Consider the following 21,505-nt stretch of genomic DNA (forward strand, 5'->3'; position numbering starts at 1 on the left):
ATTACACTGTCATTTACTATCAAGTCAGCAAAATAGTCCCCAACAATCATGTTTTTATAACAAACCGGAATCCTTTTTTGGGCTTCAACTTTAAAACCGTTGGATTTCAGTTCATAAAAGAGAGCATTTTGATAAACTCTTTCCAAAAAGCCATATCCCAATTCATTATAAACTTCGTAATATAGTTTTAGGATATCTCCAGTCAATTCCTTGTGGAGCAGTTCATTCGTTTCCATAACATTTAAATTTACATGGCTAATATCTTGTATTGTAAAAAATCAAAAAGACATCAAGCAAAACTCAATGTCTTTCTAATAAAGTATAAATGTAAAACTTATTTTTTGATTAATCCCAAATCAACCAAACGTTCGTGCAGGAATTCTCCGGCTGAAATGTCTTCGTATAATTTTGGATTTTCTTCATCGATACAGTTTTCAAGGCAGTCCAAACGCATATCGCTTACCGGGTGCATAAAAAACGGAATGGAATAACGGGAAGTTCCCCATAATTCTCTTGGAGGATTGACTACCTGGTGAATGGTAGATTTTAGTTTGTTATTGGTATGTCTTGAAAGCATATCGCCGACATTGATTACCAGTTCGTCTGGTTCTGCAATAGCATCAATCCAGTCGCCATTGTGGTTTTGCACCTGAAGTCCGCGACCTTGAGCGCCCATCAATAAAGTAATCAGGTTGATATCGCCATGTGCTGCGGCACGGATAGCATTTTCCGGCTCTTGCGTGATGGGCGGGTAGTGGATAGGGCGTAAGATTGAATTTCCTTCTTCAGCATATTTGTCGAAATAGAATTCGTCCAGACCTAAGTGTAATGCCAATGCTCTCAATACATAAATTCCTGTTTTTTCCAGCATCTGGTAGGCCTCTTTTCCTACTTCATTAAATCGAGGTAATTCTTTAACCTCAACATTGTCAGGATATTCTTCAGCCCATCTTGAATTTTTATCTACATACTGGCCAAAGTGCCAGAATTCTTTCAAATCACCTTCTTTTTTCCCTTTAGCGTGTTCTTTTCCAAAGGAAACATAACCACGCTGTCCTCCAATACCAGGGATTTCATAACTGCTTTTGGTTTCTAATGGCAGGGCGAAGAAATTTCTGATTTCGCCATACAGCTCATCTACCAGTTTGTCATCTAAAAAATGACCTTTTAATGCTACGAAGCCTATGTCTTCGAAAGCTTTTCCGATTTCATTTACAAATTTTTGTTTACGTTTCGGGTCGTCCGAAAGGAAATCACGCAAGTCAACACTAGGAATATTTTGCATACTCTTTAAAAATATATGTTAATAACTTTGCTAGGCGTCAAGCCTTGTTATCACAAATGTATAGATTATTTTGAGAATTTAATTTCAAAAGTTATTAACAATAGAAAATTCTGTAACATTAAGAGTTTATGCTGTTATTTTTTTATACTTTTGGGCGAGCTAAAAAATTGCGCAAACCTTTTCGTAACTATTATGAATTTCGACAGAAAAAACCTAACCAACGAACAATTATTAGATTTATATAAAAGAATTTTAAAGCCCCGATTGATTGAAGAAAAGATGCTGATTCTTATCCGTCAAGGGAAAGTTTCCAAATGGTTTTCCGGAATCGGGCAGGAGGCAATAGCATGTGGTGTTACTGCTGTTTTGGATAAGGATGAATATATCCTTCCAATGCACAGAAACCTTGGCGTTTTTACAGGAAGAGACATTCCACTTTACCGATTATTTTCGCAATGGCAGGGAAAGGCTAATGGTTTTACTAAAGGGCGCGACCGTTCATTTCACTTCGGAACCCAAGAATATAAGATTATAGGAATGATTTCGCATTTGGGTCCTCAGATGGGAATTGCCGATGGAATCGCCCTGGCTAACAAATTAAAAAAGAACGGAAAAGTTACGGCTGTGTTTACGGGAGAAGGCGCTACCAGCGAAGGAGATTTCCACGAAGCATTGAATATTGCTTCGGTATGGGAATTGCCTGTGATGTTTGTAATTGAAAACAACGGTTACGGACTTTCTACACCAACCAACGAGCAATACCGTTGCGAAAACCTTGCTGATAGAGGCATAGGTTACGGAATGGAGTCGCATATTATTGACGGAAACAATATTTTGGAAGTTTTTACCAAGCTATCAGAACTGAAAGCTTCGATGATTGAAAATCCAAGACCGGTTTTGCTGGAATTTAAAACTTTCAGAATGCGAGGCCATGAAGAGGCCAGTGGCACCAAATATGTACCACAGGAATTGATGGACATGTGGGCTATTAAAGACCCGGTAGATAATTACAGAAAATTTCTTTCAGAAGCGGGAGTGCTTACACAGGAACAAGATGATGAAATCCGTTTTGAAATTAAAAAGGAAATTGATGAGAATTGGGCCATGGTGCAAGCCGAACCTGAAATCACAGCTACTTATGAAGAAGAATTAAATGATGTTTACAAACCGTATGATTTTGAAGAAGTTACTCCTTCAGATAAAAAGATAAATATTCGTCTTATTGATGCGATTTCCAATAGCTTGAAACAATCTATGGAACGCCATGAAAATCTGGTTATCATGGGGCAGGATATTGCCGAATATGGAGGTGCTTTTAAGATTACAGACGGTTTTGTAGCCCAGTTTGGAAAAGAAAGGATTATCAATACACCTATATGTGAAAGTGCCGTGGTATCTGCCGGAATGGGACTTTCAATTAACGGGTATAAGGCTATTGTTGAAATGCAGTTTGCTGATTTCGTATCAACAGGTTTTAATCCTATTGTAAACCTTTTGGCTAAATCACACTACCGTTGGCTGGAAAAAGCAGATGTAGTGGTAAGAATGCCTTGTGGCGGTGGAACTCAGGCAGGACCCTTCCATTCACAGACTAATGAAGCATGGTTTACAAAAACACCGGGATTAAAAGTGGTTTATCCTGCTTTTCCGTATGATGCCAAAGGACTTTTGAATACTTCTATTAATGACCCGAATCCGGTATTGTTTTTTGAACATAAACTATTGTACAGAAGCATTTATCAGGATGTGCCAAAAGATTACTACACACTTCCACTGGGAAAAGCTTCTTTGCTGAAAGAAGGTAAGGATATAACAATCATTGCTTTTGGAGCTGCCGTACATTGGGCTTTGGAAACTTTGGCTAAGAATCCGGAAATTTCTGCTGATTTGTTAGATTTAAGAACATTACAGCCATTAGATACGGAAGCGATTTATGCTTCTGTAAAAAAGACAGGAAAAGCAATTATTCTTCAGGAAGATACGATGTTTGGTGGTGTAGCCAGCGATATTTCTGCCATGATTATGGAAAATTGTTTTGAATATCTTGACGGGCCGGTAAAACGCGTGTCGAGCCTGGATTCTCCAATTCCATTTACAAAAGCACTGGAAGATCAATTCTTGTCAAAGGGACGTTTTGAAGAAGCTTTGAAAGAGTTGATGGCTTATTAAAATATATTACAATAAAAAAGGTGTAGATTTTTCTACACCTTTTTTATTTGGACCATCTATGCCTAAATAGGGGACTTTTATTCTTTTTTAAATTCGATTTCTCTGCCGGATTGTTTTAATATCATTTTTGCATCTGACTTGAAAGTCAGTTGGATGCCGGCCTTGTCAAAAGTGAAAACGTTTTTGTCTGTGGCTTCTAAAGGAAGTGGTGCCTGACCTGTAGCCTGCGCACTAATCCTGTTTTCTTGCCTTGCGATGGTTATTTTGAAAGGTAGCCCTTCAGCCGAATATACTCCTGTATAAGCCTCCAGTTCTTCGGGTGTAATATGAATGGCTTTAAATTCTGGAATTTCGTAAGCATTACCAAAAGCGGCGCTTTTGACAATATTTGTTATCAGGTCGAGCTTATAATTAGTTGCATTAGAAGTAATGGCATAACTCATTTTGTCATTTTCAAAATTTGTGAAGATGGATTTATATCCGTCTATTGCACCGTCATGTCCAATTCCTGCATGGTTTTCAAATGTATAATCAAACAGGCCCAAACCATAATCGTTCTTTAAGGTTTTCATTTTTGCGATGCTTTCCTTATTGATAATTTTCCCATTGAACAAGGCATCACTGAATTTAACCAAATCAGCCGCATTGCTTTGTATGGCACCTGCTCCCATAGGAATTGAAGCATCTGTATTAGGCTGAAGATCCCAGTCGGTGGAAAATGTATAGGATATGGCTTCGTGAGCGGTATTTAGAGAATGCTCGAAGTATGTGTTTTTTAGCTGTAAAGGTTTAATTATGTAAGTGGTAAGGATTTCGGAATATTTTTTCTTATAAATGTGTTCCAGAATATACGAAAGCAGTACATAATTTGAGTTGCTGTAGGCCGATTTTGTATCGGGCTCAAAATAGCTTCCTGTTTTTGTTATAATTTCCAGCATTTCTTTTTCGGATTTTGGTTGGGTATGCCAGGAAAGATAATCTGCATTATCTGTAAAACTCCCAATTCCGCTACTGTGGTTTAATAAATTCTCAACAGTTATTTTTTTTGCATTGGTAACAGATGGAAAGAATTTGTCAATTGTTGTATTCAGGCTGACTTTTTTTTGCTCCACTGCCTTGAGTACCAAGGCGGCTGTAAATGTTTTGGATATCGAGCCAATGCTGTATATAGTGTTATTATCTGCTTTTGTTTTATCTTCCATATTCTGAAAACCGACAGTTTTGCTATAGATTATTGCATTGTTTTTTGAAATAGCTACGCTACCCATCAATTTATTATGGCTTTCTAATGTTTCCAGATAGCGGTCTAGTTTTTTGCTGTCAAAAGACTGGGAAAAAGTTGCAGTAGTTATACATAAAGTAAAGCAGGCGGCAAATAGATTAAGTTTCATATTTATTTGTTTTTTAGTCTTTTAGAAAATTTTAGGAGAAATGTTATGATAATGTATAAAACAAAAGCAGAAACAGCCATTACTGGAATAAACCAATTACCCAATTGTTCATATTGCTGGTAATTAAGGGTAGAGCTGTTTATTTTTCCCAATACGAAAATATCATTGTTACGATAGAAAAAGCCAACGTTTTCCGGATCAAAAATTTTAGCAAAAATCAAAAAGAGGAATGAGAATAAGGACAGGTATAAAAGCAAAAATATGACGTACATTATTCCGTTGGTAATATTAAGGAAGAGTGCCTTTATTATTTTTACCGGATTAAAAGTTTTTGTGGCTTCTTCCAGTCTTTTTTCTGCCACTAGTTCTTTCAGAAAAATTTCCGGTCGCCCCAATTTGTCGAAAATATCAAGCAGGCTTTCCACTTCATTGGTTTTAGAAAGGGTAAAAGCTTCATAAATATGACTGTTTATTTCCAATAGCGTTTCGTGTTGATTTTCTTTATTTAGGTCTTTTATTGCATGTTTGACCCTGCCTATATAGTCTTTATATAATCTTTGGGCATTCGTATCTGTAAATGTGATTTCTTGAAATTTCATGATTAAATTGAATTGATAGTTTGGTTCAGATTGTCCCAATAAGCTTTCATTTGTGCTATTGTAGCTTTTCCTTCTTTGGTAATTCTATAGTATTTTCTGGGAATACCGGATTGCTGCTCTACCCAATTGTGTTCGACCAGATTTTCATTTTTCAGCCTGATAAGCAAAGGATATAATGTGCCTTCTGCAATATCAATGTCTGTTATCCTTTTAATCTCACTAATGAGGTCGTATCCATAATATTCTTTATCCTTATTCAGAATATTAAGCACAATAAAAGAAAGTGTTCCTTTCTTCAATTGTGATATCCATTTATTTTTATATTCTTCGTTCATGAGGCAAATATAACAAAATACATAGTATAACAATGTATTGTTGTTATATTTTTTTTGAATACTAAATGGCCAATTCAAATTATCCAAAACCACAGGAGAGTTGGGGAATAGTGTGAAAAAAGTCTACACTTTGGGGTTGTTTACAAAATGTTAAATGTCCCTGATTATAGGGGCTTTTTCAAATGGCATGGCACTTGCTAACCGTGTTGTTGTGAGTTCTTTCTTATAACATTCTACGGTTTTCCACAAAAAGAAAATCTTACAAACAGAGAAGAAATCGCCATACACCACCATTAACTAAACTCAATTTTACGACAATGAAAAGCGAAACAATTACTTCAAAAGAATTTTATTCTTCAAAAAAAGAGGTCTGCCAAGATGAGCAAAGCCTGACAAATTTTATCTTTCAGATAAACAGTCTTGTACTCGAAAAAATGCTCTTTTTTCGTTCTCCGAAAAAAATAAACCTCATGATATTGGCAGGCACGTTCCTGTTGATGGTTATTGGAACTTATTTAGTATATGAGCTGCAACCGGAGTTTTATCAGTTTAATGTTGAAAGGCTTAATTCTACTATAGGCTTTCCTTTCCTGGTTCTTGCAAGTGCCCTCTTGTTATTTAAGGCAGGTTTTATACTTTATAGTATTTACCTGTATTTTAGATACAAGCCTGTAAAATCGGTTACAGATGAATTATTGCCAACCTGTACGGTAATAGTTCCCGCTTATAACGAAGGTAAACTTGTATGGGATACTTTACTAAGTATAGCGGAAAGCGACTATCCACAGGAAAAACTGCAATTATTGGCAATTGATGATGGAAGCCAAGACGATACGTGGTATTGGATGCAACAGGCCAAAAAGCGTTTAGGAGACCGTTTGTCTATTTACCAACAGCCTGAAAATAAAGGAAAACGTCATGCGCTTTACCGTGGATTTAATATGGGGACAGGAGAAATATTTGTTACGATTGATAGTGATTCTATCGTTAAAACCGATACATTGAGAAATCTTGTGAGTCCTTTTGTGACCAATGAAAATTGCGGTGCAGTTGCAGGAAATGTGAGAGTGCTCAACAATGAAAAAGCCATACTTCCAAAAATGCTTAATGTAAGTTTTGTGATGAGTTTTGAATTTATCCGTTCGGCAGAAAGTAAGGTTGGTACGGTGTTATGTACACCGGGAGCCTTGGCGGCTTATAGAAGCTCAGCCGTATTTGCTTGTTTACCGGAATGGATTAACCAGACTTTTATGGGACAGGCTTCAGATATAGGTGAAGACCGCGCTATGACCAACATGATTCTAAAACAGGGTTATCATGTGTTGTTCCAAAGAAATGCTTATGTGCTTACAAATGTTCCTGAAAAATATGAAGGGTTATCTAAAATGTTTATCAGATGGGGAAGAAGTAATGTGCGTGAAAATCTGATGATGTCGAAATTTGTGTTTAAGAACTTTAGAAAGGAATCGAAAGCAGGGGCAAGATTGATGTTCTTAAATCAGTTTCTAACTCTTGCTATGGCTTATCCATTCCTTTTATTCATGTTGTATTTTATATTAATACATCCGGTACTGTTTTTTAGTTCTACGCTTTTAGGGATATTGATATTTTCAAGCTTTCCGGTGTTCTTTTATGCAAAACGCCATAATTTTTCTGAATCATTATGGGCGTATTCGTATAGCATTTTATATACGTTTGGATTGTTTTGGATTACACCATATGCTATAGCTACAGCAGGTAAAAGAGGCTGGCTTACGCGTTAAATATAAAACAGAATACGCTTATTCATCGAAAGAATAAGCGTATTTGCTTTATTGTCTTAAATTTCTACTACCTATTAAATTTTGTATTTCTAAATCTCTATAATCACCAATTAACATATTATCAATTACAAATCCTTCACCGTGAAATTCAATACTTTCATTAGCATTTGTCCAAGTTAATCTGTAGAGCTGAGTATTGGGAATAAGCCGTATTTCTAAAGTTGATGTTCTTTGTCCTTCACCATTATCCACCCATGTAGAGTCATAATTACCCACAAAATCATCATCAATCCTTCCGTTACCAGTAAAAATAGCATTTTCAGTAGTATTTTCATTCATAGCCTGATTAGAAAATTGACCTATTAAATTTCTGTCTTGTGTTCGTTTTAAATAAAATCTTCCAAGTATCATTTTTATTCTATTTTAATATTAATAATATAACCTAAAATCTAGCAACTTACATGCTGCATAATATTTTTCATGCAATAGCTCTACAATTTCAATAACATTATCCTCATCCTGGCAAAAACTAAAGAAGGCATTGTCTAACGGGTTACTGTTTGCTTTGCCGGAGCGTAAACCAAAACCGGAAACAGCTTTGGCTCCGCTAACATCTAAAAAATATTGCGCTTCTTCTTGGTCTAAATTCAAAGATTTGGTATTGGCAAAATGCAGGATTTTCCCTTTCATTTTTCCTTCAAAGAGTTCGGCAATTTCTTCAAGGCTATAGTAATAGTTATTCAGGCAGATAGTATTTCCTTCGCCGGGAACGACTAAATAGATAATTTCATAATTTTTGAAATTATGGTCTTCATACAATAAAGCATTCAGGCTTTCTTCTAACCCTTCTATCGTATCACAGGTTTTGTAAATACTGTCAATGCCTGTTTGAAGAGCCAGTTTTTCTAAACTTTTAAAAGTTGTTGTCGTGCTTTCTGAATCGATATCCGGTACTGCTTCAAGACAGAAGATGAATTTGTCATTATCCATAAAATAGGTGTAGGATATAACAAAGATAGTTTTTATTTGGCGGTTATTAGTTCGTCTTTTTATTTGTTATATATAAATAAAGGTTAAATATCTCGAACAACTGCATGGTTTGTCGTTTTCAGATTCTTTTTATAATAAATGTCCAAAAGGATAAATATGGAAATTACCATGTTACCTAATAAATAAAATATTAACGGGTCGTTAATTGGTAATATTTTTAGAGAAAGACAGACAACCCAGACAATAAAAATATAAGTATTGAAAATGCCGGTAAAAAGATAAAAGAAATTTGTTCTTAATTTATCTTTTCGTTCTTTTTTGAAATATAAAATTCTCAGAAGAATTAATATGGCCCCAAGAATAAGACAAGAGAAAATACTATATATATAAAATATAAATAGTCCCAGACCATGAAATATCAAATCTTTATCAGTGAAATAGTCAAAAAAGCCATACAAAGTCCATGTGTTTATCAAGATAAAAGAAAAGATAATGAACTTATAATGTTGTTTATTTTTAATGTTTTCCATTAGTTAGAGTTTTGTTGATGAACCTATCAAATTTATCCAAAGTTTTATAAAATTTTAAATAATTCCTTCTCATAAACATTTTCTTATCTTTAAGCCTTAATTTATTTCTTTACTATGAAAAAAACATTCCTCTCGTTAGTTGTTTTGGCTTCTCTTTATTCCTGTAATATGACAGTCAAGACCGATACGGTTGCAGAAGAGTTTTCAGATATTCATTTTGAAAACTATAAAGAACATTTTGTGGATGAGTTATGGAAACTCAATCCGGGCTGGGCTTCTAGCCAGGGTTATCACAAATACGATAGTGTGTTGCTGATTCCTGACGATGCCTATGAGCAAAAACAGTTACAGTTTTCTGCCATTCAGCTGGATTCATTAAAAAAATATTCTTTAGAAAATCTGTCAGATAATAACAAGACCGATTACCATATGATTAAAAATCTTCTGGAATCTATTGTTTTTAATATCAAGGAAGTAAAATCAGACGAATGGGACCCTTCTGCCTATAACGTAAGTGGTTCTTTTGCAGAAATGCTGAATGGAAATTACGATTCGCTTGAAGCACGCCTGAAAAACATCAGTCTTAAAATGGATAATATTCCGGCCTATTATGAAGCGGCGAAGAAGAATATTAAGAATCCTACTCTTGAACATACGCAGTTGGCCATTGCCCAAAATCTGGGAGGTGTCTCTGTTTTTGAAACCGACCTCAAAGCTGCCGTTGCAAAAAGCAAATTAGGAAAAGAAGAAAAAGAAGCCATTCTGACAAAGGTAAAAACATCTGTAAAGGCCATTCAGGACTATGCTGCCTGGTTGCAGAAGCTGGATAATAAATCACCTCGTTCTTTCCGACTTGGAAAAGAACTCTATGCAAAAAAGTTTGATTTTGACATTCAGTCCGGTTATAATGCGGAGCAGATATATCAAAAAGCGATAGAGCAGAAAAAAGAATTGCATGACAAAATGTTTGTTTTGGCCGACAAGCTATGGAGCAAATATTTAGGTAATGCGCCAAAACCTGCCGATAAGCTGGAACTTATCAAACAGGTAATCGACAAAATATCATTACAGCACACCACACCTGAAAAATTCCAGTCTGAAATTGAGAAGCAGATTCCGGAACTGACAGCCTACGTCAAGACCAAAGACCTTATTTATATTGACCCGTCCAAGCCTTTGGTTGTTCGAAAAGAGCCGGATTATATGGCAGGTGTGGCAGGAGCTTCAATCTCAGCACCTGGTCCTTATGACAAAAACGGCAATACTTATTATAATGTTGGAAGCCTTTCCGGTTGGTCTGCGGCTGATGCGGAAAGCTACTTAAGGGAATATAATGATTACATTTTACAGATATTAAATATCCACGAGGCTATTCCGGGACATTATACTCAATTGGTCTACAGCAATCAGTCCCCAAGTATTATCAAGGCTATTTTAGGAAATGGAGCCATGATTGAAGGTTGGGCAGTTTATACGGAAAGGATGATGTTGGAAAGCGGCTATAAAAATTCAGATGAAATGTGGCTGATGTATTATAAGTGGAATCTGAGAACAATCTGCAATACTATTTTGGACAACAGCGTGCATAGCCGAAATATGTCAAAAGAAGAAGGCATTCATCTGCTCACCAAGGAAGCGTTCCAACAGGATGCGGAAGCAGAAGGGAAATGGAAACGCGTAACATTGTCACAAGTACAACTTTGTTCTTATTTTACCGGCTATACAGAAATCTATGATTTTAGAGAACAGTTGAAAAAACAGCAAGGCAAGAATTTTAACCTGAAACATTTTCATGAAAAATTCCTGAGTTATGGAAGTGCTCCTGTCAAATACATCAAGGAATTAATGAAAAATGAAAAGTAAGCGGCTTTATCTGCTCCTTATCTTTCTGGTTATTCTTTTTTCGTGTCAAAAAAACAACCAAAAAATAGTAGGCATACAACCTTATGGAGCATTTCCTAAACAACAGGTTACGCTTATGGCAGAGGTAATTGACAGTTTTTATAATGTAAGAACTGTCATTCTTCCTCATAAGGAGATATACAAACAAGCCTATGTAAATATAAAATCGCCTCGTTATAGAGCAGACAGTATTATCAGGATACAAAAGCGGAACTTGCCCGATTCTTTGGATTTTGTTGTTGGCCTGACAGTAAAAGATATTTCGACCACAAAGAGAGAAAGTAGTGGAGAAGTTATAAAACCTGCCTCAAAATATACAGATTGGGGAGTGATGGGGCTTGGATTTTGTCCGGGAAAAAGCTGTATTATTTCTACATTTAGATTGCATCATAAAAATCCGAATGTCCGACTGGAGCGATTAAAAAAAATAACCATCCATGAACTCGGACATAATTTAGGGTTGCCGCATTGCAAAAATAAAAAATGCGTAATGACAGATGCTGTTGAAAGTATTGCTACTATTGACAATGAAAGTCTTTCTTTATGTGAGGATTGCAGGCAAGAAATAGGGTTTTAAATATATTATGCTTTGCGGCCCTGCGTCTTTGCGAGCAATTATTTCACGCAAAGACACGCAGGGCCGCAAAGTTTTTAATATAGACCTATTCGGGAAATCACCTTACTCAAAACTAACGCCTTGTTTTTTAAACTCTTCATAAAGTACGATTCTTGCTTCACTAATGGCTGCTTCAGTTCTATAGATATTGCACCAGAACTGAATTTTTAGCTGGTATTTGGTATCAGAAATAAAGTTGTAAAAAAGCCGGGGCTCTTTTTCAGAATAAATTGTTGGAATCTCTTTGATAGAGCTAATAATTGTTGCTTTTATTTGTTCCTGAGAGATTTCTCCCTGTAATGTAAAACTCATGTCAACTAACTTGGAATTATTGGTATAGGTCCAATTGACGATATTTTGCGACAAAATGTTTCCATTAGGAACAATAACTTCGGCACCATTAGAAGTATCAATTTTAGTGGTTCTCAAACCTATGGTTTTTACTCTTCCGGATTGGGAGCCTACATCAATCACATCACCAATCTGGATGGGCTTGTCAAAAATCAGGATTACACCCGACACAAAATTGTTGACAATATTCTGCAATCCTAAACCAACTCCAACACCCAATGCTCCTAAAACAATAGTAATCTTATCCAAAGGAATTCCGGCGGCAGAAATGGCCAGCAGATAGCCTAAAATAAGTAGCAGAAGCCGTGTAATCAATAATTTGGAGTGCTGTTTTTTGTTGATGGTTTCTTCGTCTTCATCGTCAATCTCACCAAAAAAGTAAGCCACATATTTCTGGATGATATGGGCAATCCAGACGATTAACAGGAATAACAATATATTACCTACCGTAAAGGAGAAATTACCTATTTTGTTTTGTGTGGTGAGCAGCGATGAGATGGAGTCATAAAATATATTGGAAAGATTCAAATTGGAAGCAATGACAATTATCCATAAATAAACAATGAGAAGCATGAATGGTTTTTTGAGGTTTTTTTCAAGATTCCTGAAGTCAAAAATTTTCACAATTCCCCTGCGGATGCGTATGGCATAAATTTGAAGCGTTATCATCTCCAATATAATTTTTAGGAATACGGAAAGGGCTATAACCTGTGTCAATGCAATAACAGCGGCCAGACTTAGCGTATGTGCTAAGGAAACACGGCCAAATACATTAAAAAACACGGCCAATATGTTCAATGTCAGGAACAGGATTTTGGCATATTTTAAAAGGCCTTTGATATACATTTCTTCCTGTATGGTTTTCAGATAAGCGAGTCCGAAGCGGATGCTGGCAAGATTGACCAGAATAAAAATACAACGCTGGATTCGGCTTACTTCAACAAAGAGGTCCATAAAGCCGAACATGACAAATAGCGCAACCAGTAAAAGCCAGTTTCGGAAAGCCTTTGGTAACCATACTTTTTTGAACAGTATCGTCAATACAATCAGGAGTATCAGGTGTGTAAATTCAATAAAAAGGGCAGGAGCATACAGGTTAATGGCAATGGCTATATTAAGTATTAACACGATAACCGGTAATATGGCTCCCTGATTCAGATAGCGGAATTGGAAAATTTCCAGCGATTCCATCTGATGTACTCTTTTTAAATATTTCAGGTTAAAACTAATCCACCATAATAATAGTCCACCCAATACCAGCAACATAAAAGTACTGCCAAAGCTGTAACCGAAATAATAGGAAAATGCTTTTTGTTCGGCATTGAATTTTTCCTGGAAATAGGTTTGCATTTGCTGCTGATTGTCACCATTGCTGTCCCACAAATGTGGATGTTCATTGCCCAGAAGCGAAACCCCGGATTTGTTCAGTCGTTCGTTAACAAGGATAAGGTCTTTTGAAACCAACATTCTTTTTTCGACGATGCCTTTTTTCCAGTTGTTAAGCGAGTCAATATTGGCTCTTAAAAGACTATCTGTTGTAACCCATTTATTTTTTAATTCTTTGAGCTGTGGACGGAATTCTTTGATAAGAAGGCTGTCCTTGATAAGTTTTCTAAAAACTGTATCATTTATAATGGCCTTATTTCCTTTCCGGATTTTGACAATCCTTTCGTCACTTTCGTTTAACCTGGTCCAATAGTTTTCAAATTTTTGCTGCAGTTCTAACAGGATTTTGCCATACATCTGCTGATTGCGGACATTACCGTTATTTTTTGCTCCAAGATTTGAATCAATAAGTTTTAAGGCTTTTTCTGTCTGTTGCATTTCTCCAAGAAGAAACAAGACTCCTGCATCCAAAGCACCTTTACTTTTAGCATTGTCAAGCATTTCGCCTGCTCTTTCAATAGAAACAAGATAGTCGCTGGCAGCCAGTTCATCTTCAGCAAACACAGAAGGTTTGTTTTTACTGTCGGTTGGTTGGTTTGTTGCTGTTTTTTCTTTTTCCTGTGCTGTAACCTTTCCTGTCATAAGGAATAAAACAAACAGGAGGAGTAGGGTGGGGTTGTGTGGAAACGATTTAAACAAAGTTTTATTTCTCATGCTAAATACGAAACTAATGATTGATTTTTGTTTGTATAGAATGGATTCGTTTATTCTAAAATTTCCCGGATTTGTTCCTCTAAATCGGCAAGGTTTTCAAATTTTTTAAATTCGGGTTCTTTCCCCAATGATTCCAGTTCGGCAGTGATTTCCAACAACAATTCTAAAGCGTCTGATTCGTTGCCTTGCTTGTTTTCGTCAAAATCAGTGCCTGCCAGAAGTCCTTCGTTATACATCCCAACACACCATTCTTCAATAAATTCAGATAGTTTTATTTCAGCAGGTCTGTATTGTTTCCATTTGTCTTTAGCACAGGCAAGCGCTTTGTTTCGGTCAGACCAAAAACACATCACGGGCATAGGTTTTCCATTTTCATTCTCATAGTTTGTAGAGTCGAGTGTAGCAAACCCTACATTATTTTCAAGTCCGAATACGATTTCTGTCTGGCAGATATTTTTGATGAAATCTTCGTGGCGCTGTTGCAGCTCTAGTACATCCTGAATCATGGTGTGATATTTTGTATGTGTAAATGTAGCAATTTTACAGGATTCTAAAACCTGTTGTCTCCGTCTAAAAGATTCCCGATACCACCTAAAATGCTTCCTTCGTCTCTGTTTTTCCCGCCTCCCTGAGGTGCGGCAGCCCAGACTCTTCCTGCAAGTCTGCTAAATGGAAGTGATTGAATGTAGACAATTCCCGGTCCTGTTAGTGTGGCATAAAATAAACCTTCGCCGCCAAAAATAGTATTCTTGATACCGCCAACGAACTGAATATCATAATCAACATTTTGGGTAAATCCAACAATACAGCCGGTATCAACTTTAAGCGTTTCACCCTGAGCCAGTTCTTTTCGGGCTAATGTTCCTCCGGCATGTACAAATGCCATTCCGTCACCTTCCAGTTTCTGCATGATAAAACCTTCACCCCCAAAGAGTCCGCGTCCGAGTTTTCGTGAAAACTCAATACCAACGGTAACACCTTTAGCCGCGCAAAGGAAAGCATCTTTCTGGCAGATAAAACGCCCGCCGTATTCTGTCAGGTCAATAGGTACGATTTTTCCGGGATAAGGAGAGGCAAAACTTACCTTGCGTTTTGCATGATATTGATTGAGAAATACTGTCATAAAAAGGCTTTCTCCTGTAAGAAGTCTTTTTCCGGCAGAAAACAGCTTGCCCATAACGCCCTGGTTTTGGTTGGAACCATCACCAAAAATAGTGTCCATTGCAATGCCATTATCCATCATCATAAAGCTTCCTGCTTCGGCAACTACGGCTTCCTGTGGATCCAGTTCGATTTCCACATATTGCATTTCTTCGCCATAAATCTGATAGTCAATTTCGTGTGATGTCATTTTGTATAGTTTTTTGATTTGATTATTTAATAGGTAGGATTTGCCGTAAAAATGTTACAATTGATTCGTCAAAATTAAAGGTATAAAAAAAGGAGCAAATCAACTTGCTCCTTTTAAATTGTAACCAAAAATTATTTAATACTGATGGCAAAACCACCGCCCGGCGCTATTGGCTGCTTCAGTTTGGTCTTTGAGTTTACCTTAACGGTTCGTATGCTATAGCTTTGCGGATTTTTGTCATAGCTGGCCTCTTTTCCGTCGGCATAGATAATAGCCGTAAATGTTTTTCCTTTTGGAAGGTAGTCGAAAGTAACTTCGGCTGTTCTTGGATTTTCATCCGAAATACCGCCTACAAACCATTCATTTTTTCCTTTTGCCTTACGTGCAATTGTAATATAATCTCCAGGTTCGGCTTCTAATATATAGGTGTCATCCCAGTCTACAGCCACATCCTTGATAAACTGGAAAGCATCAAGGAATTTGTTATAGGTTTCAGGAAGGTCGGCAGCCATTTGTAACGGACTGTACATCGTAACATACAATGCCAGTTGTTTTGCCAAAGTTGTATGTACAAAAGAATTGTTTTCCGGATTATAAGCACTGATTTTAGTTTGGAAAATGCCCGGTGTATAATCCATAGGCCCGCCCATTAATCGTGTAAATGGCAGGATAGTAGTATGGTCAGGATTATTTCCTCCAAATGATTCGTATTCGGTTCCTCTTGCAGATTCATTACCGATTAAGTTTGGATAAGTTCGGCTTAATCCGGTTGGTCGTACTGCTTCGTGGGCATTTACCATAATTTTATATTCGGCAGCTTTTTTGATGGCATAAAGGTAGTGGTCAATCATGGTTTGGCTGTAATGGAATTCTCCTCTTGGGATAATGTCACCTACATAGCCGCTTTTAACAGAGTTATAGCCATTATCAACCATAAACTGGTAGGCTTTGTCCATATGGCGTTCATAATTTGTGACAGAGCCTGATGTTTCATGGTGCATCATCATTTTGACACCTTTTGATGCGGCATAACGGTGAAGTTCCTTTACGTCAAAATCAGGATAAGGCGTCACGAAATCAAAAACATAATCTTTGGATTTTCCAAACCAGTCTTCCCAGCCTTCGTTCCAGCCTTCCACAAGCACGGCATCAAAACCATGCTTGGAAGCAAAATCAATATATTCTTTTACATGGGCTGTGTTGGCAGCATGCTTCCCGTTAGGTTTGGTTTTGGAATAATCGGTTACACCTAATTGTACACTTTCCAAATCAGTATAGGCCCAGGAACTTTTTCCTGTAATCATTTCCCACCAAACGCCTACATATTTCACAGGTTTTATCCAGGAAACATCCTTATATTTTGTAGGTTCGTTCAGGTTAAGGATTAATTTTGATGCGAGTATGTCGGCTGCTTTGTCACTTACCACAATAGTTCTCCATGGCGATTGTGTTGGTGCCTGAAGATAACCTTTGTCTCCAATAGCATCGGGTGTCAGCCACGATTCCAATATCATATTGCTGTCGTCAAGATTAAGCGACATACAGGAGTAATCGACCAATGCTGCTTCGTGGATATTGATATACAATCCGTCCTTGCTTTTCATCATCAATGGCGTTTGCAATCCGGTAGGGGAGAAAGTCGTTTGTGAAGCATTTGGTGTTACAGCTGCCTTCATCTTTCCCCTCACTTCGGAAAGATTTGAAGTTACCGTGCTGTATTCCTGCGTATCATAGTCGCCCGGAAGCCAAAAAGCTTTATGGTCTCCGGCCAGAGCAAACTGTGTTTTCTCTTCTTTGATAACAAAATGGTTTAGGTTTTTCTGTTCCGGAAATTCATATCGGAATCCGAGTCCGTCATTGAACAGACGAAAGCGAATTTTGATAAAGCGTCCGTTTGCAGCTTTCTGGCTCAATGTAACCAAAAGCTCATTATAGTGGTTACGGATGTTTTTTTGTTCCCCAAGAACCGGACTCCATGTTTCATCAAAAGTGTTCTTTTCCGTTTTGTCAATCTGGAAACCATCCAGAAATGAAGTGCCGTTTTTCAGTTCAAGACCTAATTTGCTGGTCTTGATAACTGCTTTTTTCTTGTAAGTCAGTTCATAAGTAGGTTCTCCTTTAGAGGAAAGGCCAAATTTTAATTCAAGATTTTGGTCGGGCGACGCAATCTGTTGGGCATTTATGACACAACATGCCATAAGGAGAAAGGCAGACAGTAGTCTTTTCATAAGATTTTAGTTTGTTAATAATAGTAAATTCTCAAGTCTCTAAAAGCGTTCTTCAAAACTTCCTCACTAAGTATATGATAAACCGAGAGCCTATAGGATAGTATGTTCCTGCCAAAAATACTATAATTTCAAATAAATTGGGGCGTAATAGTGCTGATTAGCTTATTTTTATCAATCTTGTTCTAAAAGCCGTAAAAAAATGGGCAAAAAGCATTTTTCTAAAATTGTTTTAACAAATACTTAGTGAAGAACTCAAAATAAATCTATAATTTTGAACTTACTTTTTCTGTAGAAATGAGAAAACTGTATTTTATGCTGCTTATTATATTCGGAATCTTCATGATGCCCGAGTCTTCGTACGCCTGCAACAAATCTTCTCAGAAAAAAAACTGCAGTAAGGAAATAACTGCTCACAAAAAACAGAAAGAGAACTGTTGTGATAAAAACAGCACTTCTCATAATTGTAAAGGAAAGTGTAAACATGCTTCCTGTATATGTCCGGTTTCCTGTGTAAATGCAGCTGCTTTTTTTATACTTCCGGAATTTAACAGCAATTTATTTGCCTTAACAGAAAAAAGATTGGGATTTTACCATACAGAAGCAGGCTTTGCTTCGGGTTTTCATTCCATCTGGCAACCTCCCAAAATAAGCTAATATCCTTTTGTGACAGCCATAAGTCTGTCTAATCGATAACAATAAGCTTAGTAGTATACCTAAAAAATTAATCTAATGAAATCATTATCTAAAATAATGGCAACATTTGCCATGGTATTTGTATTTACTGCCTGTGAGGCACAAATCAAAAACGAGAAAAAAGAAAACGTAAAAATCTATGGTAATTGCAATATGTGCAAAAGCACTATTGAAAAAGCCGGAAATATCAATAAAATAGCCAAAGTCGAATGGAATAAAGATACCAAGATGGCTGCTATTGCCTATGACCAGAAGGCTACTAATCTGGATGCTGTTTTAAAACGCATTGCCCTGGCAGGATATGACAGTGACTCATTCCGAGCTCCCGATGATGTTTATGCAAAACTTCCGGAATGCTGTCAATATGAACGTGCCATAAAGACGAGTGCTAAAACAGAAATGGCACATACCGGACATTCAGGACATGATATGAAGGCAACTGAACAGAAGAACCAGAGTCTGAAAGCTGTTTTTGATAATTATTTTGATGTTAAGGATGCTTTGGTAAAAACGGATGGGAAATTAGCTTCTGAAAAAGCCAAAGGTTTGGTTAAAGCCGTAACTGCAGTAAAGATGAATGAGTTGAATACTGAGGAGCATAATGTCTGGATGAAAGTTCTGAATAACCTGAAAGAGGATGCAGAGCATATTGTAGAAACTACGGATGCAAAACACCAGAGAGACCACTTTATTACCTTGTCAAAAAGCGTGTATGAATTGCTTAAGGTTTCAAAATATGAGGTCCCGGTTTATTATCAATTTTGTCCTATGGCGAATGATGGCAAAGGTGCCAATTGGCTAAGCAAGGAAAACGCAGTTAAGAATCCTTATTATGGTTCGCAGATGCTGACTTGTGGCAAGACAGTTGAAACGATAAAGTAAAAAGTGAAATAATGGATATAAAGAACTATAATCCAGCCAAATTGCTACTGCTGTTAGTTATGCTGACAGCAGGCAGTTTGCATGCACAAAAAGTAGTCCGTTATGACCTTTATGTAAAAGATACTCTGGTAAATTACGCAGGTAAAGAAAAAAGAGCAATTGCTGTCAACGGACAGATTCCGATGCCAACACTTACGTTTACTGAAGGCGATATAGCTGAAATTGTAGTACATAATCAATTAAAAGAAAGTACATCACTGCATTGGCATGGCGTGTTTTTGCCAAACAAAGAAGATGGAGTTCCTTATCTTACGCAGGAGCCTATAGCTCCCGGTGCTGTATATACTTATCGTTTTCCAATCATTCAGAATGGTACGCACTGGTATCATTCGCATTCCGGTTTGCAGGAACAGATTGGAATGTATGGTAATTTTGTGATGAAAAAACGGGAAGACGATAAAACGTTTCGGAAAGGAATAGACGACCTGCCAACGGTTCCTATAATTTTAAGTGAATGGACCAATCTCAATCCGGATAATATTGACAGGATGCTTCATAATGCCAATGATTGGGCTGCGATAAAAAAAGGAGCAACACAATCATATGTTGAAGCCATACGGGAAGGCCATTTCAAAACCAAGCTTAAAAACGAATGGAAACGCATGCTTGCCATGGATGTAAGCGACGTTTATTATGATAAGATATTAATCAATGGAGCCAATTCTACCGATTTAAAAAGTTTTGATGGCAAAAAACTAAAAGCAGGCGATAAGGTAAGACTTCGCATTTCAAACGGCGGCGCCTCATCCTATTTCTGGCTTCGCTATGCGGGAGGTAAGATGACTGTAGTGGCCAGTGACGGTAATGATGTTGAACCAATAGAAGTGGATAGATTGATAATTGCAGTATCAGAAACGTATGATGTGGTGGTTACCATACCGGAGGAAGGACTTTCTTATGAGTTTTTAGCCACTACAGAAGACAGGACGCAGTCGGCAAGCTATTTTATTGGGAATGGCGTCAAACAGCTTATTTCTCCGCTTCCCCGGTTAAAATATTTTGAGGGAATGAAGATGATGAACGATATGATGAAAATGAACGGCGATTTGGATGATATGGGAATGAACATGAGCCTGAATCAGATGGATATGAATGTAGTGATGTATCCTGAAATTACAGGTGATGCCAAACAAAAGGATACCAAACAAAAAACCGACCACAGTCAGCATGCAATGAACATGGATAATGACCCGAATCGTTATAATGCGAATGCTTTAGCGGATATCGTGACTCTGAATTATGCTATGCTGAAATCGCCTTACAATACGGTTCTGCCAAAAGAAGCCCCGGTAAAGGAATTAAAATTTACGCTTACCGGAAATATGAACCGTTATGTGTGGAGCATGGACAATAAAATTCTTTCGGAAACCGACAAGATTCCAGTTAAAAAGGGAGAAGTATTGCGCATCACTATCTACAATAATTCCATGATGCGCCACCCAATGCACCTGCATGGCTTTGATTTCAGAATAATTAATGGAAAAGGAGAAAACGCACCGCTTAAGAATGTAATGGATATTATGCCGATGGAAACCAATACTATTGAATTTTTAGCCAATGAAGAAGGTGATTGGTTTTTTCACTGCCATATTTTGTACCATATGATGGCTGGGATGAATCGTGTTTTTGCTGTTGGCGATTATGAAAATCCGTATCTTCCAGATAAGGCAAAAGCCTATAAGATGCTGCAAAGAGAAAGTAATATGCCGCATTTTATGGCCCAGAATGATTTTGCAACAAATGGTAATGATGGGGAAGCTATGCTTCAGAACGCGAGATGGTCATTAGGAACGGAGTGGCGATTGGGTTACAACGATATGCATGGGTATGAGGTAGAAACCCATTTGGGCCGCTTTATTGGAAAAATGCAATGGTTTATGCCTTTTATCGGTTTTGACTGGCGTTACAGAAGAATGGGTGAGGATGAACACGAAAAGAACATATTCGGGCAAAAAAACAAGAAAGATAGCCGAAGTGCGGTGAGTTTAGGATTTGTATACACACTGCCAATGCTCGTGAACTTTCAGGCAGAAGTTTATCATGATGGGATTGCCCGATTGCAGTTAATGCGGGAAGATATTCCTATTTCCAAAAGATTGCGTGCCGGTTTTATGGCCAATACCGATTTGGAATATATGGTCGACCTGCGATATGTACTCAATAAAAATATGGGTGTCCGTACACATTATGACAGTGATATGGGCTTTGGAGTAGGCTTTGTACTTAATTATTAATAAATCCAAAATAAAAGGCCTCCAAA

Annotated in this window: 17 protein-coding genes; 6 read left to right on the forward strand and 11 right to left on the reverse strand. The window is 37.2% G+C overall.

Features of this window, described 5'->3' with window-relative positions:
- Together BGO88_RS10135 and BGO88_RS10140 are read right to left on the reverse strand one after the other, a co-directional pair.
- On the reverse strand, positions 1–236 hold a 236-nt coding region (locus tag BGO88_RS10135), incomplete at its 3' end, for a GxxExxY protein (RefSeq protein WP_286706786.1).
- A 98-nt stretch (positions 237–334) separates the two neighbouring features.
- Positions 335–1,285 (reverse strand): isopenicillin N synthase family dioxygenase, encoded by a 951-nt coding sequence (locus BGO88_RS10140; protein ID WP_056073437.1) that lies wholly within the window; start codon positions 1,283–1,285, stop codon positions 335–337.
- 192 nt (positions 1,286–1,477) lie between these two features.
- On the opposite strand from BGO88_RS10140, the gene BGO88_RS10145 reads away from it, so the two are divergent.
- Positions 1,478–3,454 carry an alpha-ketoacid dehydrogenase subunit alpha/beta gene (locus tag BGO88_RS10145; protein WP_286706787.1) on the forward strand — a complete coding sequence of 659 codons (1,977 nt, stop codon included), beginning with the start codon at positions 1,478–1,480 and terminating at the stop codon, positions 3,452–3,454.
- Between the two features lie 77 nt (positions 3,455–3,531).
- Here BGO88_RS10145 and BGO88_RS10150 read toward each other — a convergent pair whose 3' ends face one another.
- Genes BGO88_RS10150 through BGO88_RS10160 form a run of 3 tightly spaced genes read right to left on the reverse strand, consistent with a single transcriptional unit; the run spans position 3,532 to position 5,779 of the window.
- Entirely contained in the window at positions 3,532–4,845 is a 1,314-nt protein-coding gene (locus BGO88_RS10150; RefSeq protein WP_286706788.1) for a serine hydrolase domain-containing protein, read from the reverse strand.
- A gap of 2 nt (positions 4,846–4,847) precedes the next feature.
- On the reverse strand, positions 4,848–5,444 hold the full coding sequence (locus BGO88_RS10155; protein WP_286706789.1) for a hypothetical protein: 597 nt from the start codon (positions 5,442–5,444) through the stop codon (positions 4,848–4,850).
- Between the two features lie 2 nt (positions 5,445–5,446).
- Positions 5,447–5,779: a PadR family transcriptional regulator gene (locus tag BGO88_RS10160; protein WP_286706790.1), complete on the reverse strand. Its 333-nt coding sequence runs from the start codon at positions 5,777–5,779 to the stop codon at positions 5,447–5,449.
- 317 nt (positions 5,780–6,096) lie between these two features.
- Here BGO88_RS10160 and BGO88_RS10165 point away from each other — a divergent pair, with 317 nt between their 5' ends.
- Positions 6,097–7,542: a glycosyltransferase family 2 protein gene (locus tag BGO88_RS10165; RefSeq protein ID WP_286706791.1), complete on the forward strand. Its 1,446-nt coding sequence runs from the start codon at positions 6,097–6,099 to the stop codon at positions 7,540–7,542.
- A 48-nt stretch (positions 7,543–7,590) separates the two neighbouring features.
- On the opposite strand, the gene BGO88_RS10170 is transcribed toward BGO88_RS10165, so the two are convergent.
- The gene (locus BGO88_RS10170; protein ID WP_286706792.1) at positions 7,591–7,953 is read right to left on the reverse strand and encodes a hypothetical protein; all 363 of its coding nucleotides are present in this window, start codon (positions 7,951–7,953) and stop codon (positions 7,591–7,593) included.
- A gap of 18 nt (positions 7,954–7,971) precedes the next feature.
- Positions 7,972–8,532 carry a DUF6642 family protein gene (locus BGO88_RS10175; protein WP_286706793.1) on the reverse strand — a complete coding sequence of 187 codons (561 nt, stop codon included), beginning with the start codon at positions 8,530–8,532 and terminating at the stop codon, positions 7,972–7,974.
- A gap of 644 nt (positions 8,533–9,176) precedes the next feature.
- Here BGO88_RS10175 and BGO88_RS10180 point away from each other — a divergent pair.
- Both BGO88_RS10180 and BGO88_RS10185 read left to right on the forward strand, forming a co-directional pair.
- Positions 9,177–10,925, forward strand: a complete 1,749-nt coding sequence (locus BGO88_RS10180; protein ID WP_286706794.1) for a DUF885 domain-containing protein — start codon at positions 9,177–9,179, stop codon at positions 10,923–10,925.
- Positions 10,915–11,541, forward strand: a complete 627-nt coding sequence (locus BGO88_RS10185; RefSeq protein ID WP_286706795.1) for a matrixin family metalloprotease — start codon at positions 10,915–10,917, stop codon at positions 11,539–11,541. The genes BGO88_RS10180 and BGO88_RS10185 overlap by 11 nt, the downstream gene beginning before the upstream one ends.
- 102 nt (positions 11,542–11,643) lie before the next feature.
- On the opposite strand, the gene BGO88_RS10190 is transcribed toward BGO88_RS10185, so the two are convergent.
- The 4 genes from BGO88_RS10190 to BGO88_RS10205 form a co-directional block, all read right to left on the reverse strand.
- Positions 11,644–13,959 carry a mechanosensitive ion channel family protein gene (locus tag BGO88_RS10190; RefSeq protein ID WP_286706796.1) on the reverse strand — a complete coding sequence of 772 codons (2,316 nt, stop codon included), beginning with the start codon at positions 13,957–13,959 and terminating at the stop codon, positions 11,644–11,646.
- A gap of 122 nt (positions 13,960–14,081) precedes the next feature.
- On the reverse strand, positions 14,082–14,537 hold the full coding sequence (locus BGO88_RS10195; protein ID WP_056073454.1) for a DUF2750 domain-containing protein: 456 nt from the start codon (positions 14,535–14,537) through the stop codon (positions 14,082–14,084).
- 44 nt (positions 14,538–14,581) lie between these two features.
- Positions 14,582–15,382 carry a TIGR00266 family protein gene (locus BGO88_RS10200; RefSeq protein ID WP_286706797.1) on the reverse strand — a complete coding sequence of 267 codons (801 nt, stop codon included), beginning with the start codon at positions 15,380–15,382 and terminating at the stop codon, positions 14,582–14,584.
- Between the two features lie 131 nt (positions 15,383–15,513).
- Positions 15,514–17,610 carry a glycoside hydrolase family 97 protein gene (locus BGO88_RS10205; protein WP_286706798.1) on the reverse strand — a complete coding sequence of 699 codons (2,097 nt, stop codon included), beginning with the start codon at positions 17,608–17,610 and terminating at the stop codon, positions 15,514–15,516.
- 729 nt (positions 17,611–18,339) lie between these two features.
- On the opposite strand from BGO88_RS10205, the gene BGO88_RS10210 reads away from it, so the two are divergent.
- Both BGO88_RS10210 and BGO88_RS10215 read left to right on the forward strand, forming a co-directional pair.
- A complete protein-coding gene (locus BGO88_RS10210) occupies positions 18,340–19,185 on the forward strand; it encodes a DUF3347 domain-containing protein (RefSeq protein ID WP_286706799.1) in 846 nt (281 codons plus the stop codon).
- 11 nt (positions 19,186–19,196) lie between these two features.
- Positions 19,197–21,479: a multicopper oxidase family protein gene (locus BGO88_RS10215; RefSeq protein WP_286706800.1), complete on the forward strand. Its 2,283-nt coding sequence runs from the start codon at positions 19,197–19,199 to the stop codon at positions 21,477–21,479.
- The last annotated feature ends 26 nt before the right edge of the window (positions 21,480–21,505 follow it).

The organism is Flavobacterium sp. 38-13, assembly GCF_001899155.1.
In the GTDB taxonomy this organism is placed as follows: domain Bacteria; phylum Bacteroidota; class Bacteroidia; order Flavobacteriales; family Flavobacteriaceae; genus Flavobacterium; species Flavobacterium lindanitolerans.

What these genes read in the sequence shown, in the direction of transcription:
- BGO88_RS10190 (WP_286706796.1), bottom strand. Translation starts at nt 13,959, where the DNA reads ATGACAGGAAAGGTTACAGCACAGGAAAAAGAAAAAACAGCAACAAAC.
- BGO88_RS10175 (WP_286706793.1), bottom strand. Translation starts at nt 8,532, where the DNA reads ATGGATAATGACAAATTCATCTTCTGTCTTGAAGCAGTACCGGATATC.
- BGO88_RS10150 (WP_286706788.1), bottom strand. Translation starts at nt 4,845, where the DNA reads ATGAAACTTAATCTATTTGCCGCCTGCTTTACTTTATGTATAACTACT.
- BGO88_RS10210 (WP_286706799.1), top strand. Translation starts at nt 18,340, where the DNA reads ATGAAATCATTATCTAAAATAATGGCAACATTTGCCATGGTATTTGTA.
- BGO88_RS10195 (WP_056073454.1), bottom strand. Translation starts at nt 14,537, where the DNA reads ATGATTCAGGATGTACTAGAGCTGCAACAGCGCCACGAAGATTTCATC.
- BGO88_RS10200 (WP_286706797.1), bottom strand. Translation starts at nt 15,382, where the DNA reads ATGACATCACACGAAATTGACTATCAGATTTATGGCGAAGAAATGCAA.
- BGO88_RS10155 (WP_286706789.1), bottom strand. Translation starts at nt 5,444, where the DNA reads ATGAAATTTCAAGAAATCACATTTACAGATACGAATGCCCAAAGATTA.
- BGO88_RS10165 (WP_286706791.1), top strand. Translation starts at nt 6,097, where the DNA reads ATGAAAAGCGAAACAATTACTTCAAAAGAATTTTATTCTTCAAAAAAA.
- BGO88_RS10205 (WP_286706798.1), bottom strand. Translation starts at nt 17,610, where the DNA reads ATGAAAAGACTACTGTCTGCCTTTCTCCTTATGGCATGTTGTGTCATA.
- BGO88_RS10160 (WP_286706790.1), bottom strand. Translation starts at nt 5,779, where the DNA reads ATGAACGAAGAATATAAAAATAAATGGATATCACAATTGAAGAAAGGA.
- BGO88_RS10185 (WP_286706795.1), top strand. Translation starts at nt 10,915, where the DNA reads ATGAAAAGTAAGCGGCTTTATCTGCTCCTTATCTTTCTGGTTATTCTT.
- BGO88_RS10145 (WP_286706787.1), top strand. Translation starts at nt 1,478, where the DNA reads ATGAATTTCGACAGAAAAAACCTAACCAACGAACAATTATTAGATTTA.
- BGO88_RS10180 (WP_286706794.1), top strand. Translation starts at nt 9,177, where the DNA reads ATGAAAAAAACATTCCTCTCGTTAGTTGTTTTGGCTTCTCTTTATTCC.
- BGO88_RS10215 (WP_286706800.1), top strand. Translation starts at nt 19,197, where the DNA reads ATGGATATAAAGAACTATAATCCAGCCAAATTGCTACTGCTGTTAGTT.
- BGO88_RS10170 (WP_286706792.1), bottom strand. Translation starts at nt 7,953, where the DNA reads ATGATACTTGGAAGATTTTATTTAAAACGAACACAAGACAGAAATTTA.
- BGO88_RS10140 (WP_056073437.1), bottom strand. Translation starts at nt 1,285, where the DNA reads ATGCAAAATATTCCTAGTGTTGACTTGCGTGATTTCCTTTCGGACGAC.